Annotated in this window: 20 protein-coding genes and 1 tRNA gene; 12 read left to right on the top strand and 9 right to left on the bottom strand. The window is 29.9% G+C overall.

What is annotated here, in order from left to right; translation table 11 throughout:
• The 6 genes from ACKTTQ_RS01800 (at position 1) to speB (ending at position 5,515) form a co-directional block, all read left to right on the top strand.
• Positions 1-1,392: a Gfo/Idh/MocA family protein gene (locus ACKTTQ_RS01800; RefSeq protein ID WP_408048250.1), complete on the top strand. Its 1,392-nt coding sequence runs from the start codon at positions 1-3 to the stop codon at positions 1,390-1,392.
• Positions 1,393-1,404: 12 nt separating this feature from the next.
• Complete coding sequence (locus ACKTTQ_RS01795; protein WP_408048249.1) at positions 1,405-2,310, top strand: sugar phosphate nucleotidyltransferase; 906 nt, start codon at positions 1,405-1,407, stop codon at positions 2,308-2,310.
• The gene (locus ACKTTQ_RS01790) at positions 2,310-3,380 is read left to right on the top strand and encodes a phosphotransferase enzyme family protein (RefSeq protein WP_408048248.1); all 1,071 of its coding nucleotides are present in this window, start codon (positions 2,310-2,312) and stop codon (positions 3,378-3,380) included. The genes ACKTTQ_RS01795 and ACKTTQ_RS01790 overlap by 1 nt, the downstream gene beginning before the upstream one ends.
• Positions 3,381-3,423: 43 nt before the next feature.
• Complete coding sequence (locus ACKTTQ_RS01785) at positions 3,424-3,930, top strand: cupin domain-containing protein (protein WP_408048247.1); 507 nt, start codon at positions 3,424-3,426, stop codon at positions 3,928-3,930.
• A gap of 104 nt (positions 3,931-4,034) precedes the next feature.
• Positions 4,035-4,637, top strand: coding sequence for a short chain dehydrogenase (locus tag ACKTTQ_RS01780; protein ID WP_299135357.1), 603 nt, complete (start codon positions 4,035-4,037; stop codon positions 4,635-4,637).
• A gap of 101 nt (positions 4,638-4,738) precedes the next feature.
• A complete protein-coding gene (speB, locus tag ACKTTQ_RS01775; protein WP_408048246.1) occupies positions 4,739-5,515 on the top strand; it encodes an agmatinase in 777 nt (258 codons plus the stop codon).
• 31 nt (positions 5,516-5,546) lie between these two features.
• On the opposite strand, the gene ACKTTQ_RS01770 is transcribed toward speB, so the two are convergent.
• The 3 genes from ACKTTQ_RS01770 to ACKTTQ_RS01760 all read right to left on the bottom strand — a co-directional run bounded on the left by ACKTTQ_RS01770 (position 5,547) and on the right by ACKTTQ_RS01760 (position 8,872).
• The gene (locus ACKTTQ_RS01770; RefSeq protein ID WP_093869213.1) at positions 5,547-6,170 is read right to left on the bottom strand and encodes a hypothetical protein; all 624 of its coding nucleotides are present in this window, start codon (positions 6,168-6,170) and stop codon (positions 5,547-5,549) included.
• Between the two features lie 16 nt (positions 6,171-6,186).
• Complete coding sequence (locus ACKTTQ_RS01765; protein ID WP_408048245.1) at positions 6,187-6,606, bottom strand: DUF2141 domain-containing protein; 420 nt, start codon at positions 6,604-6,606, stop codon at positions 6,187-6,189.
• Positions 6,607-6,712: 106 nt separating this feature from the next.
• Complete coding sequence (locus tag ACKTTQ_RS01760) at positions 6,713-8,872, bottom strand: TonB-dependent receptor (protein ID WP_408048244.1); 2,160 nt, start codon at positions 8,870-8,872, stop codon at positions 6,713-6,715.
• 217 nt (positions 8,873-9,089) lie between these two features.
• On the opposite strand from ACKTTQ_RS01760, the gene pdxH reads away from it, so the two are divergent.
• The 4 genes from pdxH (at position 9,090) to ACKTTQ_RS01740 (ending at position 13,373) form a co-directional block, all read left to right on the top strand.
• Positions 9,090-9,737, top strand: coding sequence for a pyridoxamine 5'-phosphate oxidase (pdxH, locus tag ACKTTQ_RS01755; RefSeq protein ID WP_113786653.1), 648 nt, complete (start codon positions 9,090-9,092; stop codon positions 9,735-9,737).
• A gap of 31 nt (positions 9,738-9,768) precedes the next feature.
• Positions 9,769-10,257: a SixA phosphatase family protein gene (locus ACKTTQ_RS01750; protein ID WP_093868855.1), complete on the top strand. Its 489-nt coding sequence runs from the start codon at positions 9,769-9,771 to the stop codon at positions 10,255-10,257.
• Between the two features lie 9 nt (positions 10,258-10,266).
• Positions 10,267-11,163: a Ppx/GppA phosphatase family protein gene (locus tag ACKTTQ_RS01745; protein ID WP_093868856.1), complete on the top strand. Its 897-nt coding sequence runs from the start codon at positions 10,267-10,269 to the stop codon at positions 11,161-11,163.
• A 122-nt stretch (positions 11,164-11,285) separates the two neighbouring features.
• The gene (locus ACKTTQ_RS01740; RefSeq protein WP_408048243.1) at positions 11,286-13,373 is read left to right on the top strand and encodes an OmpA family protein; all 2,088 of its coding nucleotides are present in this window, start codon (positions 11,286-11,288) and stop codon (positions 13,371-13,373) included.
• Positions 13,374-13,441: 68 nt separating this feature from the next.
• On the opposite strand, the gene ACKTTQ_RS01735 is transcribed toward ACKTTQ_RS01740, so the two are convergent.
• From ACKTTQ_RS01735 to ACKTTQ_RS01725, 3 genes are all read right to left on the bottom strand, one after another.
• Positions 13,442-13,729, bottom strand: a complete 288-nt coding sequence (locus tag ACKTTQ_RS01735) for a YciI family protein (protein WP_299135352.1) — start codon at positions 13,727-13,729, stop codon at positions 13,442-13,444.
• Positions 13,730-13,738: 9 nt separating this feature from the next.
• Positions 13,739-14,065 (bottom strand): winged helix-turn-helix transcriptional regulator, encoded by a 327-nt coding sequence (locus ACKTTQ_RS01730; RefSeq protein WP_408048242.1) that lies wholly within the window; start codon positions 14,063-14,065, stop codon positions 13,739-13,741.
• A 117-nt stretch (positions 14,066-14,182) separates the two neighbouring features.
• The gene (locus ACKTTQ_RS01725; protein ID WP_299135351.1) at positions 14,183-15,631 is read right to left on the bottom strand and encodes a DUF389 domain-containing protein; all 1,449 of its coding nucleotides are present in this window, start codon (positions 15,629-15,631) and stop codon (positions 14,183-14,185) included.
• A 200-nt stretch (positions 15,632-15,831) separates the two neighbouring features.
• Here ACKTTQ_RS01725 and ACKTTQ_RS01720 point away from each other — a divergent pair, with 200 nt between their 5' ends.
• On the top strand, positions 15,832-16,212 hold the full coding sequence (locus ACKTTQ_RS01720; RefSeq protein ID WP_093868861.1) for a MerC domain-containing protein: 381 nt from the start codon (positions 15,832-15,834) through the stop codon (positions 16,210-16,212).
• Positions 16,213-16,303: 91 nt separating this feature from the next.
• Here the strand turns inward: ACKTTQ_RS01720 and ACKTTQ_RS01715 are convergent, their stop codons facing one another.
• Together ACKTTQ_RS01715 and ACKTTQ_RS01710 are read right to left on the bottom strand one after the other, a co-directional pair.
• A complete protein-coding gene (locus ACKTTQ_RS01715) occupies positions 16,304-17,419 on the bottom strand; it encodes a C1 family peptidase (RefSeq protein WP_299135350.1) in 1,116 nt (371 codons plus the stop codon).
• Positions 17,420-17,509: 90 nt separating this feature from the next.
• Positions 17,510-19,915 carry a TonB-dependent receptor gene (locus ACKTTQ_RS01710; protein ID WP_408048241.1) on the bottom strand — a complete coding sequence of 802 codons (2,406 nt, stop codon included), beginning with the start codon at positions 19,913-19,915 and terminating at the stop codon, positions 17,510-17,512.
• Between the two features lie 406 nt (positions 19,916-20,321).
• On the opposite strand from ACKTTQ_RS01710, the gene ACKTTQ_RS01705 reads away from it, so the two are divergent.
• Positions 20,322-22,469: a C10 family peptidase gene (locus ACKTTQ_RS01705; RefSeq protein WP_408048240.1), complete on the top strand. Its 2,148-nt coding sequence runs from the start codon at positions 20,322-20,324 to the stop codon at positions 22,467-22,469.
• 121 nt (positions 22,470-22,590) lie between these two features.
• Here the strand turns inward: ACKTTQ_RS01705 and ACKTTQ_RS01700 are convergent.
• Positions 22,591-22,673, bottom strand: a tRNA-Tyr gene (locus tag ACKTTQ_RS01700).
• Positions 22,674-22,695 lie beyond the last annotated feature (22 nt).

Raw genomic sequence — 22,695 nt, 5'->3', positions numbered from 1 at the left:
ATGAACAGAAAAAATTTTATTCAATCACTCTTAGGTGCTTCTGCATTTATTTCAATGCCTTTTTCATCTTATGCTAATGATAATGATGCTCTATTAGGTGCAATTAAAGCAACCTATAAACCCACTAAAGGGAATTTGTTTGGGTTTAAAGCTTCACCTATAAAAAAAGTTAAAGTTGGAATTATAGGACTTGGTAATAGAGGTACCACTCTATTACAAATGTATGAATGGCTTGCTAAACAAGGATATTGTGAAATAGTAGCTCTTTCTGATTTACAAGAGAAAAAAGTTCAAAAGGCTGCTGATAGCTTAAGTAAATGGCAAAAGAAAAAGCCAAACTTATACTTTGGAGATAAAAACGAATGGCAAAAACTTGCAAAGCAAGATGATATAGATTTATTATTAATTACTACTCCATGGGAACTACATACACCTATGTGTATATATGGTATGAATCAAGGAAAGCATGTAGCATGTGAAGTACCAATTGCTTATACTTTAAGTGAATGTTGGGAACTAATAGAAGCTGCAGAAAGAAATCAGAAACACTGTATTATGATTGAAAACTGCTGTTATAATGAAGAGGAATTATTTGTTCTTAATATGATTGAAAACGGAGTTTTTGGAGATATCACTCATACTGAAGGTGCTTATTTACACGATTTAAGAGCTCACATGTTGAGTTCAGATTATTATGAAGATCAATGGCGATTAAAGCATCACATTGAAAGAGATGGTAATTTTTACACAACTCATGGTTTAGGCCCTATTAGTTTTTATTTAAATATTGGTCGTGGAGATACTTTTGACCATCTAACATCTATGAGCTCTAGAGAACTTAACTTAAGTGAAACTGCTAAAAGACTAAATTCTCCATACACAAATTTTAAATGTGGTGATATGAATTCAACCATGATTAAAACAGCTAAAGGTAAAAGTATTTTACTTCAGTTTGATGTTCATACTGGTCGTCCATACTCAAGAATAAATAAAGTTGTAGGAACAAAAGCAACTCATGATGGTTATCCTAGCAGATTATATATTGACAAAGAAGAGCTAGCTTATTGGGGGCATCAATGGCTTTCTAAAGACGATTATCAATCCTATTCAAAAAAATATACACACCCAATAATTAAAAAATTAAAAACCATAAGTCAAAGTTTCAAACAAGGGCATGGAGGAATGGACTTTGTAATGATGTATCGACTTATCAGATGTTTGAACCTTGGTTTACCGTTAGATATTAATGCTTACGATAGTGTTATGTGGAGCGCTATCACACCGCTTTCTGAAATTTCAGTAGCTAGTAAAAGTTTATCAATTCCTATACCTGATTTTACAAATGGTCAATGGAAAAAAGATACGCCTTTAGAAATTATGAGAGATATTTAAAAACACTATCCTATGAGTTTAACTCTTTTAGTAATGGCTGCTGGTATGGGTAGCCGTTTTGGTGGATTAAAACAATTAAGCCCTATTAATTCTTTCAAAGAAACCATTATTGATTATTCCGTTTTTGATGCAAAAAGAGCTGGATTTTCTAAGGTTGTTTTTGTTATTCGTAAAGAATTTGAAAAAGAGTTTAAAAAACAAGTCATTGCAAAATTTAATAATCAAATTGATGTAGATTTTGTTTTTCAAGACACTCAAAATTTACCTCTTGATTTTACTTCTTCCAAAAGAACAAAACCATGGGGTACTGGCCACGCAATTTGGTCTGCAAGAAACGTTATTACCACTAATTTTGCAGTAATAAATGCTGATGATTTTTATGGTAGTGATTCTTTCATAATTATGGCTAAATATCTTTCCTCTTTAAAAAAAGAGGACCTTTCAAAACAATGCATGGTGGGCTATAGTATTGAAAACACCTTATCGACTAATGGAAGTGTTTCAAGAGGAATTTGTGAAGTTGACAACAACAACCTTACCTCTATTACTGAGCGTACCAATATTATAAAAAAAGAAGATCACACAATTGTTTATCTAGAGAACAATACGGAAACAGTTTTAAAATCAAATGAAATTGCTTCTATGAATATGTTTGGTTTAACTCCTGCCATATTCTCCTCTTTTGAAGAAGATTTTATCTCTTTTCTTAGAGAAAATATTCATGAGTTAAAAAGTGAATTCTATCTTCCTTTTGTTTTAAATAACTTAGTAGTCAAAAGTAAAAGTTCTGTAAAAGTTTTACCAACCAATTCTAAATGGTTTGGAATGACATATAAAGAAGATAAAGAAGTAGTTGAAAATAATATTAAAGAATTAACTTCTTCTGGAGAATACCCTAAACAACTTTGGAATTTATAATGGATATTACTTCAATTATTCAAGCTTTTAAAATAAAGGGGGATTTTATAACTCATGAAATCATTAATTCAGGCTATATAAATACCACTTACAAAATTATTACTTCAAAGGATTGTTATATTCTCCAAAAAATAAATAATCATATTTTTAAAGATATTGATAAACTTTCAGAAAATATATTTAGAATAACAACACATATTCAATCTAGAACACCAAAAGATAAATCAGATAGAATATTAACTATTATTCTAACAAAAAAGGATAAGAGATATTACAAAAACAAAGATGGTTCATTTTGGAGAATGTTTAATTATATAAACAATTCAAAAACTATTGAAACACTAAATAATGAAAAACAGGCTGAAAGTTTAGGAAAAGCTTTTGGAAACTACCATCAAGTTTTGTCAGACTTACCACAGCCTAAATTATTTGAAGTATTACCTAATTTTCACAATACCCCAAACAGAATTGAGCAGCTAAAAAAAGCTATTCAACAAAATCAAAATAATAAACTTTCAAAAGTTAAAGATGAAATAGAATACTTGTTAAGTTTAGCCCCTGAAATGCATGAAATTATTTTACTTGGAAACCAAGAAAAAATACCTTTACGTACAATTCATCAAGATGCCAAAGTAGGAAACATTCTATTTAACCAAAACAATGAAATTATTTGTATTATTGATTTAGACACAACAATGTCTGGTTATTTAGCCTACGATTTTGGTGATGCTGTAAGAACAGGTATGAATACAGCTTCAGAAGGAGAAAAAAACATAGCTAAAGTTTCTTTAGATATAAACTTATTTAAAGCTTTCACGAAAGGATATGCTAAAGCTTCTAGAAATTTTATAACACATGAAGAAATAAAATCTTTAATGCTTGGGGTAAAAATTATCACTTACGAACAAGCCATTCGTTTTTTAGCTGATTATTTAAATAATGATATTTATTATAAAATCGAATATCAAGAACATAATCTAGTAAGAACCAAAGTTCAAATTTCCTTATTAAAAGATATTCTTAAAAATTTTAATCAAATGAATGATTTTGTAATAGCCTCTTATCAATAATACTTTTTTAAAACATAACTTGACTTTTAACACTACACCAAACATGGAGACAAAAATTGATAAAATAATAAAAGAGTTAAAACTAGAATCACATCCAGAAGGTGGTTATTTTAGGGAAACATACCGTAGTGAGGGAAAAATAAATAATAATAGTTTAGAAAAAAACTACACAGGAAATAGAAATTATTCTACTTGTATTTACTTTTTACTAACTTCAGATAATTTCTCTGCATTACATAGGATAAAACAAGATGAAATTTGGCATTTTTATGACGGATCACCTATTAAACTACATACTATTTCAGAATCTGGAGTACATGAAACACATATTATAGGAAATAATTTAAGTAAAGGAGAAATTCCACAATTTGTTGTCTCTGGAGGTTATTGGTTTGGAGCTGAAGTCATTGAACAAAATTCTTATTCTTTAGTTGGCTGTACAGTTTCTCCTGGATTTAGTTTTGAAGATTTTGAACTTAAATCTGAAAAAGAGCTTACTTCTTTGTTCCCTAATCAAAAAGAGGTTATTTCAAGATTAACACATCATTAACCACTGTTTTTTATTCTTTATTTAATTATCATCTCTATTTCTTAACATAAATACTCTTAAACCATATTTTGTTTGTATTTTTAAGAAAATTAAGTTTAAAATAAATGAAAATATTAGTTATTGGTGGTAATGGAACTATAGGCAAAAAAGTATCTAATTATTTAATGACCAAACACGAAGTTATAATTGGAGGTAGATTAAGTGGTGACGTTAAAATTGACATTTCAAAAAGTGAATCGATTGAAAATTGCTTCTCTCAAATTGGTAAATTAGATGCTATTGTTTGTATTGCTGGTGAAGCAAAATGGGATGCTTTTAAAAACCTGACTGAAGAAGATTACTACATTGGTTTAAAAAGCAAATTAATGGGACAAGTTAATGTAGTTAGAATAGGTAGTAAATACCTCAACCCTAAAGGTTCTATTACTCTATCTACAGGTATTTTAGCTGATTATCCTGTTGAAAAAACAACAAGTGCTGCTATGGTTAATGGAGCTATACATAGTTTTGTAAAAGCTGTAGATTTAGAAATAGAAAATGAAATACGTATAAATGTTGTATCACTTGGTGTTGTTCAAGATGCTTATGAGAAATATAAAGACTATTTCCCTGGCCATAATCCAATTCCAACTGACAAAGTAATCAATTCTTATATTAAAAGTATAGAGGGAAAAAATAGAGGTCAAATCATACGATATTATGATTAAAATCTTCACATTTATAAAGACAGAAAAACTTTCCTGTTTTCATCGAAAATTTTACTAAATTGGTGTTTCAAGTATAAATCACCCCTAACATCTAACTAACAATGAGTAAAATAACTATTCAAGGAATTAAGTACGATGAAAAATCCTCCTACTTAAGAGGGCCAAGTCTTGCTCCTTCTTTAATAAGAGACGCTTTAAACTGTGGCTCCGCTAATATGTATTCTGAAAACTTAATTTCAATTGAAAACCCAGCTATAAGTGATGCGGGAGATTTTGAAATTAAAGAATATTTTGACATTGAAAAAATAACAAAAAAGCATATAGATACTGGTGCTAAAATTTTTACCCTAGGAGGAGATCACTCTATAACTTTTCCTATTATCAAAGCGCATAGTAAAAAGTATTCTAAATTTGATATACTACATATAGATGCCCACTGTGACTTATACGATAATTATGAAGGTGATTTATATTCTCATGCTTCGCCTTTTGCTAGAATTATGGAACACGGACTTGTTAACAGACTGGTACAGGTTGGAATTAGAACCTTAAATCCACATCAAGCTGAACAAGCAGAAAAATATAACGTAGAAATTCATCAAATGAAAGATTTAAACTTAGCTTCTATTCCTGAGTTTAAAAATCCCTTATATATTTCTTTAGATATGGACGGATTTGACCCTGCTTACGCTCCTGGTGTTTCTCATCATGAACCTGGAGGATTGACTTCAAGACAGGTTATAAATTTAATTCAAAGCATAGATACAGAAATCATTGGTGCTGATATTGTAGAATACAACCCAAAACAAGATTTAAAAAACATGACTGCTTTTTTAGCTGCTAAAATGATGAAAGAAATAGTAACTAAAATGTTATAAAATAAAAAAGAGGCTATCTCGCCTCTTTTTTTTATTTTACTTTACACTTTTTCATTACTTGTTTGGCTCTTTTTTCTCCCCATCGTGGATGAAATTTTTCTGGATTATCCGTTTTAAATAGTGTAAGTGATTTTTCTACGTCTTTACAATATGGCTCAATCGATGTTCCAAAAAACTGTGCACTTCCCATATTCCATTCAGCTTTTCCTAAAATTACTCTAGGATTATTAGGCGCTAATTTTTCTGCCTCAGCATATAAATTTGTATTCTTCATTGATAATGTCATCCCATATTTTTGTCCATCAAAAGCTATATAAGCTGTATTTAATAAAGCTTGTGTTATCATAATTTCTGGATTCTTTTCTGATAAAGATTTTGCTTCATCTAAAAACTCTTGTGCTTTTTTTAATTTTGCTTCTAATTTTGCTTCGTCCTTTAACCCAAAACTCCCTAATATTTCTATAGTAGCAACATAAAAAGGAGGTAACCAATTTTCTTTTTCTACTTTTGAAATTCGTTCAAATAATTGAGATGCTTCAGTATTTTTTTTAGCTTCCCATAACTCAAAAGCTTTTCCCATTCCTTTTTCATACTGACTTTGAGCTATCATATTCATTGAAAATAAAACTGCTACTATTGCTATAACTTTTTTCATTTTTATATCTGTGGTTTTAATTAATTTTAATTTGAATAATACTATTTTCTTTAACTTCGAATTTTGCATCCTTATATTTAGGTGGCCCCATAAAACCTTTTGCGTTATTTGAAGTTCCTGTTGGTTCTTTTGGAATTCCAAATATTCTGGCATCCATTTTTTTATTATCATTCTCATCATGAAATGATGAAATTGCATAAACTCCTGGTAAAACCCCTTCAAAAACAACTTTCGCTTTTTTGTTTTTAATTTCCCCTATTTTTCTTTTGTAAGGTCTTTTTAAAAAATTAGTTTCTTCATTATACAAAGCAACAAACAAACTTCCTTTATTAGATTTCATTCCCGTAAACTCAACTGTTATGGTATATTTCTCTTGTGCTAATGAGGTTAGCATTCCGCTTAAGAAAACTACTATGATTATTACTATTTTTTGCATGATTAATTAGTTTTAGTTCTTAATTTCTATTCAAATATCTATAGTAACTTATTCATATCATTAAAAAACAAACTGAGTTGTTATATTATATGACTGAATTGTAAGATTATAGATTATTTAACTGGTTATCTTTCTTATTGTCACTTATTGTCCAGAAAAAACCGACAAAGAAAAACCTATCTACCGAAGGAATAATAGCCTGCCTATCAAAAACTCCATTTACATTAGGCGTATTTTTATAATTATAGCCAAATATGTTTTGAGTACCTAAAACGTTATTTACAGAAAAGTATACTATTTTTTGCTGGCTAATTAAATATGCCCAATTAAAACTTACTGAATTATAGTTAATTGTTTTATCATTTAAAAAGCCACTTTTATTTGGGTTAGTGTAGTTTCTTCCAGAAGCAAAATTGTAACTCAAGCCTAATTGACTTTTCCAATCTTTTACAAAATGCTTAGCTACAATAGACATGTTATGTGAAGAAGCAAAACCCGGAGTAGCCTTTGTAGGATAGTTTTTATAATCTCTTTCCGTATCTAAATATGAGTATGACACCCAATACTCTGTATTTTTTATGGTTTTCCCATCTCTCCAAAACACATCTATTCCTTTAGCGTATCCACTTCCTTTATTATTAAATTTAGACATTGGTAATGCTATTTGTGTATCATATTTCACTAAATTATCATACTCTTTATAATAACCTTCAATTCTAAATATTTTCTTATCCTTAACATATTGATAATTTGCAATAAGGTGCGAAGCTTCTTGAGCTTTTAAATTATCAGAAAACTTTAAATAATCATTATTAGGATTTTGATAAAATTGTCCATAGGCAAGTGAAACTTGAGCATCCTTACCTGTTTTGTATGCTAATGAAACTCTAGGTGAAACAGTAAATTGATTTAAAAACTCAGAATTCTCAAAACGAACACCAATTTTCGAGGCTAATTTTTTTGAAAAGAAAATATCAGTTTCTGCAAAAACACTAGCTATATCATTTTTAAATTTATACTTATAATTCCCTGTGTTATTTCCTATATAATTTTCATTAAAGTGTGTAAATAAATATTCAGCTCCGAAATTTAATTTAAATCTATTTGATACTTTTTTTTGTAGTTTTATTTTAGCATGAATAGAGTTTTCCTCATCTTTTACAACATCATCTAGTATTCCTAAATTTGAAAAATCATTAGTAAAACTGAATCCTCCAGAAATTTTCCAATTATTATCTAACCTTTCTTTATAAGAACCATTAAAATATAAATTTCTATTTCTAAGTCCAAAATGAAATCCATCAACATAATTAATATCTTCCTGAATCATATCGAAATCAGTGTAACTAAAAGCTCCATATAACTTCAACATTCCATCTTCATTAGGTTTATAACGATACACCATTTCTCCACTTGCAGCTTGTAGAGGTTTATTCCATGTATTTCTGTCTGGAAATAATTTTTGATACGGTGCTAAGTTTATATAAGATGTGTTTATACTTAATGAATTCTTACCCCATATTTGAGTGTTTCCTATACCTCCTCCAACTGTCATAATAGATATATCTGTTTTTTCTTGAGTAGGCTCATCAATAGTACTCATTGTCAAAACACTAGATAAAGCTTGTCCATACTCAGCAGAATATCCACCAGTTGAAAAAGAAAATCCTTTAAACAAAAATGGAGAAAATCTTCCCCTAGTAGGTATATTTCTTGCTGATGGCGCATAAGGTGTAAACACTCGAATACCATCAACAAAAATTTGTGTTTCCCCAGCATCTCCACCTCTAACAAACAAACGTCCATCTTCATCTACTGTTGAAGTACCAGGTAATGTTTGAATAGCACCTACAAAATCACCCAAAGCACTAGCAGTAGTAACTACATCTAATGGCTTTAATGCTGTTACTTTTGCATTATCACCTGCTTCAAAAGTACCTGCATTGATGGATACAGCATCTAATGTATTAACATCATCTTTTAATTTTATATGCAAATTTTTAAATGAAGATACATCTCCTATTTTTGAAAAAGATTCAAAAGAGATAAATGATACTAATAATTTCTTTACGCCTTTTTCTGAAGTTCTAAATTTAAACTCTCCATTTTCATCTGACGAAGTACCATCATAGGTTCCTTCTAAATATATATTCGCTCCTAAAATAGGTTCACCTTTTGTGTCAGTTACTTTACCTGAAATAACTGTTTGTGCATTCATTGATAAATGTACTAACACAAAAACTATAATTATTAAAACTTGTTTCATTTTATATATTGCTATTATTAATTGATTTTCACGGTTCAAAAATGCAATTGATTTATATCCTTTTCTAAAAAGAGCTACTCAACTGTATTTTTTTTATGATGAATTGTAACTCTGCAAAAATAGACTTGACCCTTCATTATTCATTTAACATTTCTTGCTATCAAGTTTACAAATCTTGCTAAAAATTGTACCTTTACTCCAACAATTAAAGCTAACAATGGCACACGATTTAAGTAATCATAGAAAGTCTTACGAAAAACAAGAACTCCTTGAAATAAATTGTCCTGAAAACCCAATTGAACTTTTTAGAAATTGGTTTTTATCAGCTGATAATTCTGAAATGGTTGATGAAGCAAACGCTATGACTATTTCATCTATAGGGCAAGATGGTTTTCCAAAAAGTAGAATTGTTTTGTTAAAAAAATATACTTGGGAAGGCTTTATCTTTTATACTAATTATAATTCTGAAAAAGGGAAAGCTATTATAAATAACAATCATGTTTGCTTGTCTTTTTTTTGGTCAGGTTTAGAACAGCAGATAATAATAAAAGGTACTGCTAATAAGTTAGCTTCTAATTTATCTGATGGCTATTTTGAATCTAGGCCAGATGGTAGTAAATTAGGTGCTTGGGCATCAAACCAAAGTGAAGTAGTTACTTCTAGGAAAGAGTTAGACAATAACTTAACTTCTTATGAAGCAAAATTTAAAAATCAAGAAATTCCAAGGCCAAAACATTGGGGTGGTTTTATTGTTAAACCTATTTCTATTGAATTTTGGCAAGGTCGTCCTAACAGGATGCATGACAGAATTAGATATTCTTTACAAAAAGATTTTTCTTGGAAACTTGAACGTTTAGCTCCATAGTTTTATATTTACATATTGTTTAAAAAATTAAATGAAGACAATTTACATCGTTCGTCACGCTAAATCTTCATGGAAGTATGATAGCGTTAAAGATATTGACAGACCACTAAAAGAACGTGGTATTAATGATGCACATTTGCTATCGAAATATTTAGCCAAAGAAATACAAAAGCCAGATGTTTTTGTTTCAAGTAGTGCTAACAGGGCGTTACACACAGCTGTTATTTTTTGTGAAAACTTTAGTTATCCATTATCTAACTTGCAAATAAAACGTCAGCTTTATAGTTTTAGTGATGGTTATTTAGTAAAAACTGTGAAAGCTTTAGATGATAGTTTTAATAGCGCCATTATATTTAGTCATGATCATGGTATAAATACTTTTGTAAATAAATTCGGAAGTAAACCTATTGCACATGTAGCTACTTGCGGTGTTATAGGAATTGAATTCAATGAAAAGCACTGGAAAAACATAAAAAAAGGGAATACTATATTAGCAGAGTTTCCTAAAAATCATAGATAAAACTTACTGATTTTGAAAATAACAAAATACGGAGCTATTGATATAGGCTCAAATGCCGTAAGACTACTAGTTGCCAATGTAATTGAAGAGAATGATAAAGATCCTCAATTTAAAAAATCATCTTTGGTTCGTGTTCCAATACGTTTAGGAGCTGATGCTTTTGTATCTGGAACCATTTCAACCGAAAATACTAATAGAATTGTAGATGCCATGAAAGCTTTTAAGCTTATTATGAAAGTTCATGGTGTTGAAAAATATAAAGCTTGTGCTACTTCTGCCATGCGAGAAGCAACAAATGGTAAAGATGTTGCTAAAATGGTTTTAAAAGAAACTGATGTTGAAATTGACATCATTGATGGTAAAAAAGAAGCGGCTATAATATCTTCTACTGACTTAAATCAATTAATTGAATCAGACAGTACTTATTTATATGTTGATGTAGGTGGAGGTAGTACTGAATTTACCTTATTCTCAAGAGGTAAAATAGTTAACTCTAAATCTTTTAAAATAGGTACAGTTAGATTAATAAACAATAAAAAATCTGACAATAAAATTATCTTTAAAAAGGTTCAATACTGGATCGAAGAAAACACAAAAAACTACAAAAGAATTACTTTAATAGGTTCTGGAGGTAATATTAATAAAATATTCAAAATGTCTGGAAGAGAGCAAGGAAAACCGATTTCTTATATTTATCTTAATGCTCAATATCAGTTTTTAAAAAAAATGACCTATAAAGAACGAATTTCTGAATTAGGTCTTAATCCAGATAGAGCTGATGTAATTGTTCCTGCTACAAAAATCTACCTTTCTGCAATGAAATGGAGTGGAGCTAGAAAAATATTTGTTCCTAAAATAGGGCTTTCAGACGGGATAATTAAAAGCTTATACTTCAATAAATTGTAAAGTTTTTTAACATTTATTTAACATTTGATAGAATTTGTTATATTTGTAATTATGTGACCTCTAACCCCTTGGCGTGTCATATTAAATGAAACTAAATAATCATTAACAAATTTTTATTAATTATGAAAAAATTATTGTTATCTGGAGCTTTATTTGCTTTTGGGTTATCTGCTTTTTCGCAAGATTTACCAACCAACGCCGAACCGGGGAAATGCTATGTTCGATGTAAAACTCCAGAAGTATGGAAAAATGAAGATGTTACTATTGAAATAGCACCTGCATATAAAAGAATTATTACGCACCCTGCAGAATACAAAACTATAACTGAAAGAGTTTTAGTTAATGTTGGAAGTCAAAAATTAACAATTGTTCCTGCTAAATACGAAACTAAAAACTTTTCAGTTGTTACGAAAGAAGCTAGTAAACGTATAGAAAAATCTTTATCTAGACCTTCTGTTGCTTCAGAAACCGTAGTTACCAAAGAAGCTTCTAGTCGTTTAGAAGTAATTCCTGCTAAATATGAAATGCGTGACGTAGTTGTTACAGTTAAAGAAGCTAGCAAGCGATTAAAAATTATTCCTGCTAAATATGAAATGCGTGATGTAGTTGTTACCATTGAAGAGGCTAGTCAACGCTTAGTAAAAATACCCGCAAAAACTAATATAGTAGAAGAAACCATTGTTGTAAAAGAAGCATCAAAACGCTTAGAAGTTGTTCCTGCTAAATATGAAATGCGTGACGTTGTTGTTACTGTAAAAGAAGCCGGAAAACGAGTAGAAATCGTTCCTGCTAAATACGAAATGAGAGACGTAGTAGTTACTATAAAAGAAGCTTCTAAACGTTTAGAAGTTATTCCTGCTGTTTACGGATCAGAAATTCTAAAATATCAGAGAAGAGAATACGGATCTAAATTAAGAGTTATTCCTGCTGCCTTTAATCAAGATAGTGAAGTTATAGAGCTAAGAGCAAAATCTGCCAGATGGCAAATGAGTGAAAAAGCTCCAGATTGTGAATCTTCAGACCCTAATGATTGTCGTTACTGGTGTTATAAAGAAGTACCTGCTCAATATCAAACAATAAGCAAAACTGTATTAGAAAAAGATGCATCTACCGTTAAAACACCTACTTGTAACGATAATAATGCAGGACCTAATGGATGTGGAGTAGCAACTTATTCTAAAAGAGTAGTTACTACACCGCCTAGTACTAGAACTATTGATATTCCTGCAGTTACTAAAATAGTAAAGAAAAGAGTAATGGCAACTCCACCTTCTACAAGAACTATTGAAATTCCAGCAGTTACAAAAATCATCAAAAAAAGAGTAATGGTAACTCCACCTTCTACGAGAACAATTGAAATTCCTGAGGTTACTCAAATTATTAAAAGAACTGTTATTACTCCAGAAACAACAAGAGTAATTGAAATACCAGCTAAAACAAAAATTATTAAGAAAAGAGTAATGACTACTCCTCCTAGCACAACAACAATTGAAATTCCTGCGGTTACTAAAATAATTAAAAAGAGAGTAATGACTACTCCTCCAACCACAAGAACAATTAAAATACCTGAAGTTACAACTACTGTAAAAAGAAGTATACCAGCTGTTACTACAACAAATACAATTGAAATACCAGAAGTAACAACTACAATGAGAAAAACTGTAATGACTTCTGCCCCATCTACAAGATTAATTAAAGGTGATGCAATTTATAAAACAATTAAGAAAACTGTTTTAGTTAAAGATGCTTGGGAAGAAGAAGTACAAGTAGCTGCTAAATACAAAACTATCACTAAAGAAGTTTTAGTTTCAAAAGGTGGATTAACATCATGGAAAGAAGTAGAATGTAAATTAGTTGAAAACACTCCTTTACCAATAAACTGGAACTTAGGTAGTGCTACTTTAACTTCAGGAGCTAAACGTATTATTGATGCAAGATTACTACCTATTTTAAAAGATGGTGTTGCTGTAGCTATTGAATCACACACAGATTCTAGAGGTACAAAAAAGAGTAATCAATCATTATCTGAAAGAAGAGCACAAGCAGTAGTTAATTACCTTATAGCTAAAGGAACTAACCCTAGTCAATTAACAGCAAATGGTTATGGCGAAAATAGATTAACCAATAGATGTTCTGATGGTGTTTCTTGTACAGAAAGAGAACATGCTTCAAACCGAAGAACAACATTTAGAGTTATTAACCAAAAATAAACTCTAGCTTACTACGAATACTCTAACAAAGTAATCAAAAATGAAAACCGAGCATTTAGCTCGGTTTTTTACTTTATAAATGAATTTAAATTCTGGCTACTCATTAATGGTGAAAACTCAATTAAATCGTATTCGGCTACTCTTTCTAATATTAATGGATCATTTTCTAAAATCATTATAAGCTCTTCTTTTGAGCACTCATTTGATACTACAACCCCTCCATTACGTGGAGTTTTTGGCCCTCCAATTATAAACTTTTCTTTTTCATACTGCTTAGCCACATAAGCCCTGTGCAATTCAGTATATTTGTTAACCTCTTCTAAAGGTTTTATAAAATTGAAATTAATTATAAACATGTTCTTTTGTTATTTAAATTTTTTTGACCATTGATTTGACCACTCTCTTAGAGGCTCAAACAAAACAAACAACTCTTCCCCAATAGTAGTTAATTTGTAACCTCCTACTGTTTTTTCTATAATAAATGTGCTTTGCAACTCTTTCAACCTTGTATTTAAAGTTGTAGGAGAAATATCGGTACATAACTTCTCTAAATCACTAAATGATTTTGACGAATCATTTAAATGCCAAATAATACCCATTGTCCAATTCCTTCCTAATAAATCAAAAAGTGCCATAATTGGTTTTCCTGACTTTGAGCCTCTTACTGATTTTCCTGGTTTCGGTGTTTTCATATTTTTCAAAACTACAAATTCTGTAGTGTACTACAAAATTTGTAGTAAATATTTTTTAATTAATAAAAAAGGGAAGAAACATTCATTTCTTCCCTTTCATTATAAAGTTTATTTTTTCTATTTTTTAATTATAAGATTCTTAATTGATAACTCTTTTTGTAACCATCCTTTAAGTTCTTTTTCTTTTTTAGTAACTATTGAATCTGCTAATTTTTTATTCCATGAAATTGATATTTCAGGAATTGTATCTATCTTAATAAAATCTTTTGACACAAGTTTCTTTGAAAAACTCATTCCTGTAATTCCATTATACCTAATCTTAGCTTCTTTTATAATAGAACTAAATGGAACTGTATTTTTATCCCTATTAGTCGCATCTTGCTCTATTCTTTGATTTAAATTAGAAATTGTTGACTTAAGATCGTCTATTTCTTTATGTAATCCTTTTATCACATTATCCTTTTCATCTAAATCGGCAATAGCTCTATCATAAGCATCCACTACTCTATCAACACTTCGAGCTTTGTTTTCATTTATTAAAAGCAAGTATGAATCAATTTTGGGATATGTTTTTAATTCATTTCTTAAAAAAGTTTCCGTTGCATCTGTTATATCACCATTAAAAAATAAACTGATAGTTTTTGCGTCTCTATCTATATCTTCACGCTGCAACCATAAATCCTTATTATCATCAATTTTCTCTTTTAAAAACTTTTTATAATTTGCATTTATAATACTGTCTTGGTATACATTAATGAATGTAAAAACCGCAGGTATCATTACTAAAACTGCTATAAAAGATGCTAATCTAGCTATTCTTTTTCTTTTTACAGAATTCACATAACGTATCATTGTAAACCCAAGAAGCTTTAAAACAACAAAAGTTGCTAAGGCTATAAAAATAGTATTGATAGTAAAGAGATACATAGCCCCTAAAAAGAAATGGTATTTTCCTGTAGCCAATCCCCAACCAGCTGTACATAAAGGTGGCATTAATGCTGTAGCAATTGCTACACCAAATATTACTGAAGCTATTGTTCCTTTTTTTGTACGTGCAATAATTAATGCTAATCCACCAAAAAATGCTATTAACACATCACGTATGTCAGGTTTTACTCTTCCTAACAATTCAGAAGTTTCTTCTTTTAAGGGAAAAATAGCAAAAAACAAAAATGCTGTTAACAAACTTAGAACAATCATAGTTGCTAAGTTTATCATTGATTTTTTAAGAGTATCAATATCATTAATAGCAATTGACATTCCAATTCCTAATATTGGTCCCATTAACGGAGATATTAACATGGCTCCAATTACTACAGCTGTTGAATTTGCATTTAATCCAATTGACGCAACAAATATGGAACATATTAAAATCCAAGCTGTAGCTCCCTTAAAAGGAATATCTCCTTTTATGGCTTCAATAGTAGCTTCTTGATCTGTATCATGACGAAAATCTAATAATTCAACAATAAATTTCTTCGAACTCACCCACAATCCTTTTGCATCATCCTGAACCGCTTGTTTTGATTGCTCAACTGACTCTTCACTATTCAGTTTTTCTTCCATAAATTTTTAATTTTTGTTAACTGTCGAAAGATACAAAATTCAATGATATACCATAGCATTCATCGTTACTTGCTTTCTAATTCTCATGTCCTTCACATGACTTCATAAATGTAATAAAAAAACATTAACGCAACTAAGTTGCGTTAATGTTTTTTTATTACATTTGCCTTTCATTTAATTAACAATCAAATTCAACACCAATGACCATATCAAAGAAAATAGATCTTATCGGATTTTTAATATCATTACTGTGTGCTATTCATTGTGGAATACTTCCAATATTATTAACTTTAGCCCCATTTAGTGGTTTAGCATTTATGGAATCACCGATTGTAGAAGGCCTAATAGTACTAGTTAGCTTATTTATTGCAATACTATCTTTATCACAAGGGTTTACTAAGCTTCATAAGAAAAAAACACCATTAATTACAGCTATTACTGGATTCACAATTATTTTTATTTGTCAAATATGGGCAAATGAACAACTAGAAACAGTATTAATGGTTACTGGTGCATCTGCAATTGCTTTAGCTCATTTAATAAATTGGAAGTTATGTGAAATCCACCATAAAAAATCTTAAATCTAAACTTATTAATTAGCAACTTAAAAACAAAACGCACCTTAAAAACCATAGATTTTAAGGTGCGTTTACTATTAAAATAAATAAGAATTTATTTTATATTTAATTTATTTTTCAAACTAGATGAAATTCCATCTTTATGTAATAAAACTGAAATTGTTTTCAATTTAAAATAAGAGATTGACATATATACATACCCTTGATTTCCTTGTTTATTTCCCCAAGAGTTTTTAACTTTAAAATAGGTATTTCCTTTTTGATCTTTTACAATACCTACAATATGCATTAAGTGATCGTCTGTAGTATTAAAATTTTCAAACTCAGACTGACGATATGAAGCTGTTATATTTTTTTCCTCAACTATTTCTTTCAATGCCTTTTTATTCTCTCCACTTATAGCTGGTACAACAGCAACACCCGCTTTAGACGAAAATGTTTTTTCAGAAACATCACAATCTAAAGCAACCGTATAACCATTTTTGATAGCTTCTTCAGTTACAGACACTAATTCATTTAAAGAGACATTATAAAACGCTCCATTTGAAAAGTTATCTGGAATATTTAATATAAATTTATCATATTTTTTAGCATGTTCAAAAGAACTCAAAGTAACATAATTTGCTGGATCTATTTTTACATACTCTGCAAACGTTTTAGGAGTATAATTTTTCCCTTCAAAAGAAAATTCTTCCTTATTTTTTCCTAAGTAAACATTTAAAACTCCTTCAACAGCTTGCTTCCACCTAGGACTTAATTTTCTTGCTGGATTTTTAATATATGCATCTAACATACTTTTAAGCACAGCAATTAACTCTGCATGGTTATGCTTATCTTGTCCTAAATTTAAACCTGTAAATGTTTGTTCAGGCACTAATCCTTTATCTGCAACCGAATTAATAACATCATGAGCTAAACCTCCCTCACTAAATTGAGCCTTACCCTGACGATATAGATAATTAACTGCTTTTGCTGAATAGGTATTACGAACAGTATACATTTCAGATAAATCGATTTGCTTACCTGTTAATCTTATAATTTCTGATTCTAAAAATGAAGTAGTAGAAAAACTCCAACAAGTTCCAGTTCTACCTTGACTTTTTACTTCTGTATTTTCAATATCTTTCACTGTTGTGAATTGATACTTTTGAGCTGTAATAGAGCTAATAGCTAGCAAGCAAAAAGAAGCTCCAATTAATAATTTTTTCATTTTAAAAAATTCTTTTTAGTTGGTTTGTTTGGCAATTTAATGTTTTTCTAAAAAGAACTATAATAATTAAAACAATAATATATTTAAAAATTAAAAATCTACAATAACACCTATTCTTGGAATAGCTCTTCCTGATGAACTTTCTACTTCTTCTAATAAGTATCTTGAAGAATCACTTGGATCTGTTAATCGCTGACCATTTCCATCTTCCTGAGGTAGCAAAAAAGGTTGTCTGTCTGAAGAACTAGCATATACATTTTGTACATCCATGTATAAATTGATAGAATATCTTTTTAAATACCAAGTCTTATCAACACGAATATCTAACTGTGTATAAGTAGCATAACGCTCTTCATTTAAACGTGAAAAATCTAAAATACCTCCATTACTAACATCATAATTCGCTTTAACAGCTGATGTATTATAATCATAAGGAGTATATGGTCTTCCCCCAACTAACCTAAACTTGGTTCCTACTTCCCAATTCTTAGCCAACTTCTTTCCTGCAGTAATCGTTAATAAATGTTTATTATCCCAAGTTGACGGAATATATCTTCCTAAATTATTTTTAAACTCACTCCTTACAAAAGTATAAGCAGCGATACCATATAGTCCTTTATATGATTTTTTTTGAGCTAAAATTTCAAATCCGTAAGCTCTACCTTTAGAGTTAGAAACTACTTCTTCGTTACCAACTACTCCAAAATCTGCTCCAAGATTGGCTAAACTTATTTGGTCTCTAACCGAGAAAGGGTAATCTGAGTACCTCTTATAAAAACCTTCAAAGGTTAATTTTGAAGTTGTATTTGGCCTAAACTCAATACCAGTTACTGCATGTTGAGATTCAATATATTTTAACCCTCTCTTATTTACTAATTCATTCGCTTGATTCCTAAAACCTAGTACCGTGTAGGATGGTAATTGATTATAAATACCTAAAGAAGAGTTCCATGACCATTTTTCATTAAAGTTATACGTTGCAGCTATTCTTGGTGAAAATTGATTCAGTAAATTTTTCATTTCAGAATTATAATCTATACCATCAAATCTAAAACCAAGAGAAATTCCAAGTTTATTATTAAAAAAAGATTTAGAAAACTGGCCAAAAATTCCATATTTGAAGAAATCAACACTTGATGAGAATTTTTTTTCTGCAACATTTTGTGTGTTTACTATTTTTTGAAATGTATTGTTCGAATAATTCGCTAACTCTAAATTCGCTCCTATATTAAAAGAGTAGTTATCTTTCTTTACCGTATTTTCGAAACGAAACTTATTTTCTATTTCTTTAGAATTATAATCTAATAATAGATTTTCTGGTCTTTCTTGTTCGTCATTTAAAAAATACTTGACTGCTTTATTTTTCCATTCATTTCTACTGAATACAAATTGTTGTGTTGAATTTTCACCAAATCTTTTATAATTAACACCAACCGTATAATTCCATTGACTATTTACTGGAACAGTATTTAAAATAACTTTATTTCTTTTTAACGTTTCAACATCTGTAACACCATCGTTTACCTCTGTGTTTATTTTAAAATCATCAATTGCTCCTAAACCTATTATAGCTAACTCACTATTATCATTTAGCTTAGTTTTTATATTAAATTGAAAGTCATTATAGGTTGGTAAAAACGGAAGTTTAATCAATTTGAATAAAAACTGTAAATATGATTGACGCAATGAAACTATAAACGTTGTATTTTCTCCTAAAGGGCCGTCTAACGTAATTCCTGCATCTGAAGTACCTAAACTTGCTCTTGCATTTAACTCATTTGGACTTCCTGTTTTTTGTGTAAATTCAATAATAGAACTTAACGTATTCCCTCTGTTAGCAGGAAATGCACTTGAATAAAAATCTACCTTCCTTATTAAATCAGTATTCATTATACCAACTGGACCACCAGTTGCTCCTTGAGTTTGAAAGTGATTTATAACGGGAACTTCTATTCCATCAACATAAAATTTGTTTTCAGAAGTTGCTCCACCTCTAATTATTATATCATTTCTAAATCCTGGATTAGAAGCTACACCTGGAAAAGATTGTATTACTCGTAACACATCTCTATTTCCTCCAGGATTTTTTTCAATTTCTGCTACCCCTAATGATTGTAATGATAGTGGACTTTCTAATGTTTTTTTAAATAACTTAGTTTTAACTTCTACCTCAGCCAACTGTGTAGCGTCTTCAATCAATTCAATAACTATGTATGGTATTTTCTCTTTGGTAACTAAATAATCTTCAGAAACTACTGTTTTGTAACCAACAAATGAAACCTGAACTTGTTGATACCCCAACGGTGATTCTTTTATAATAAACTCTCCAGATTCGTTTGTTGTTCCTCCTTTTTGAGTTCCAGCTATTACAACATTTACAAAAGGAATTAACTCTCTCGTTTTAGAATCTATTACTTTACCCTTTATAACACCTAAGTCTTGAGCCTGAATAATAACTAATTGAAAAATTGCAATAAATACTAAAAACTTCTTCATGTGTAAATGTTTAATGTATGCAAATATACATATTGTTTATCTATTTTAAAAAAACATTAAACATTATTAAATTGTTAACTACATATAAAGCCCATAAAAAATCATTCAACCAATAAAAATGGTACTACAATTTCTCTCCTTATAACCAAGATCTTTGAAAATATTCTTTTTTAAAAAAATTCACCTCGGAACTTGCTTAAACAAAAAATAGTAAAACAGTAATTTACTATCATTTTTTTTAACACATATCCAATAACTAGAATACTATTTTGCAATATTCAATTACCCCTACCCATAAACCCTTACCACACCTACACATAAACCCTATTCTTTAAATGGGAAAAACCCTTATTTCATAACAGTCTTTCATCATCTTATTTTGCCTGACAATTAAAAATAATATATAATGATTAAAAAAATTACATTGTTTACTATGGTGCTACTCTTTTGCTTTAAGAGTGCTTTTGCTGATCCTATTAATAAAAAGACAGCACTACTTGTTGCCAATAAATGGATTAACAAAAACCAACAAAAAAACGCTAAATCAGCACAAGAAAATGTAGCTTCAATTAAGGAAGTGTATTATGAAAATAGCTTAGTGTATTACTTAATAAACTTTAATAGTGGTGGATTTGTTATTGTTTCTGCTGATGATGCTACTAAACCTATTTTAGGCTATTCAGATAAAGGAACATTTGATACATCTTTGAATACACCACAAATGAAAGATTTACTAAATGCGTATAAATCTTTTGTTTACGAAAGTGCCAAAGCACAAAAAGTAAATAGAAAAAAAGTTACTAAATCTGCATGGAATAAAATATTAAATCCATCTAAAAATAAAAGCCAAAAAAGAACTACAACCATTGCTCCTTTTATGGATGATATTTTATACACACAATCTAGTGGTTTTGAAAGATTTTGTCCAAGTGACAACGACGGACAAGCCATAGTTGGTTGTGTTGCTACCGCTATGTCTCAAGTAATGAGGTATTGGGAGTTTCCAAGTACAGGAAGAGGGCAAACATCTTATAACCATAGAAAATATGGTAATTTAAGTGTAAACTTTGAAGAGCAAACTTACGATTGGAGTAACATGTCTAAAACTAGAGCAGATAATGAAAACGCTAAGTTATCATATCATGCTGGAGTTGCAGTTAAAATGAATTATGGAACATCTGCTAACGGAGGTTCGGGTGCGTATACTTCAAATGCTTTAAGTGCTTTGAAAAGAAACTTCAAGTACAACAGTGGAGCTTCAATGGTATATAGATATCGTTATTCTGACCAAGAATGGAATACTCTGATAAAAGAACAACTTAACGAAAAAAGACCAGTTTTATATTCAGGTAGAAGCAAAAACCTTCAAGATCCTAATGCTAGTGGTGCTGGACATTTATTTGCTTTAGATGGATACGACACAACTGATCAAGGTGATTTTTTTCATATTAACTGGGGATGGGCTGGTAGAAGTAACGGCTATTTTTACTTAACTGAAATGGTTACACATGGAGGCAAATACAACTGGATAGATAATAATGCAGTTATGGTTAATTTATACCCAACAAACCTTGCTCCAATATTTAAATCTGAACCAATTACATTCATTGATATTGATAAACCATATCAGTATGAAATTACCACCATCGATGAAAATAAGAAAGACATCATTAAAATATCTTTAAAAAATGCTCCTTCTTGGTTGAATCTTACATTAAAAAACAATGTGTATACATTAGAAGGAACACCTTCAAATGCAAACTCAGGAGAAGCAAAAATTACATTAGAAGCTACAGACGGTACTAATACTACAACACAAATTTTTACAATTACTGTAGGAAAAAACAAAAGCTATTGTGAATCAAAAGGTAACCGAATAAAATACGAATGGATAGATCTTGTTTCTTTTGGAGACTTAACAAATACTACTGGTGCAAATGGTGGGTATGCAGATTTCACTAATCAAGTTGCAACTATTACAGCTGGAAGCACAAATGACCTAACTATTAGTGCTGCTTTTAGCGGAAGCTCATACAAGGAGTATTTTAGTGTTTGGATAGATTATAATCAAAACGGAAGTTTTGAAGACAACGAAAGAGTTGTAAATACATCTACTACAAGTAACACAAATATAGTTACTAGTATTAAAGTACCTGGTAATGTAAAACTTGGATCAACTAGAATGCGAGTTTCTATGAAATATAAATACACACAAACTCCTTGCGAATCTTTTAATGATGGTGAAGTTGAAGACTACACTGTTAACATAGTTCAAACTTCAGCACGTAAAAGCAACAAAAACACAGCAAGCAATAGCATTTTAATAGATTTACAACTGTACCCAAACCCAACTAGTAAAACTTTAAACATTAGAACTGATAAGGTTCTTAAAAACGCACATTATAAAATTATTGATGCTAATGGAAAAACTGTTGATGAAAATTCATTTTCTCCATCAATCAATATTGAAAATTTAAAAACAGGAGTATACTTTATTAAAGTGTTTGATAAAAATATTAAATACTCGAAATCGTTTATAAAATCTAGAGAATAGTATTTCTAGTTTATTGTTATAATTAATTAAATGCTGAAACCTCTTAGATGTTAATATCTAAGGGGTTTTTATTATTAAAATAACTAACAAAAAAAACCTCAATCGATATGATTGAGGTTTGTGGGGAGAGCAGGATTCGAACCTGCGAAGTCGTAAGACAACGGAGTTACAGTCCGTCCCATTTGGCCGCTCTGGAATCTCCCCTCATGTAAAAAAAACACTCCTA

This window comes from Tenacibaculum halocynthiae, from assembly GCF_964512825.1.
GTDB classification, from domain to species: domain Bacteria; phylum Bacteroidota; class Bacteroidia; order Flavobacteriales; family Flavobacteriaceae; genus Polaribacter; species Polaribacter halocynthiae.
The sequence above is the reverse complement of the archived record's forward strand: the minus strand, read 5'-3'. Positions and strand labels throughout refer to the sequence as shown.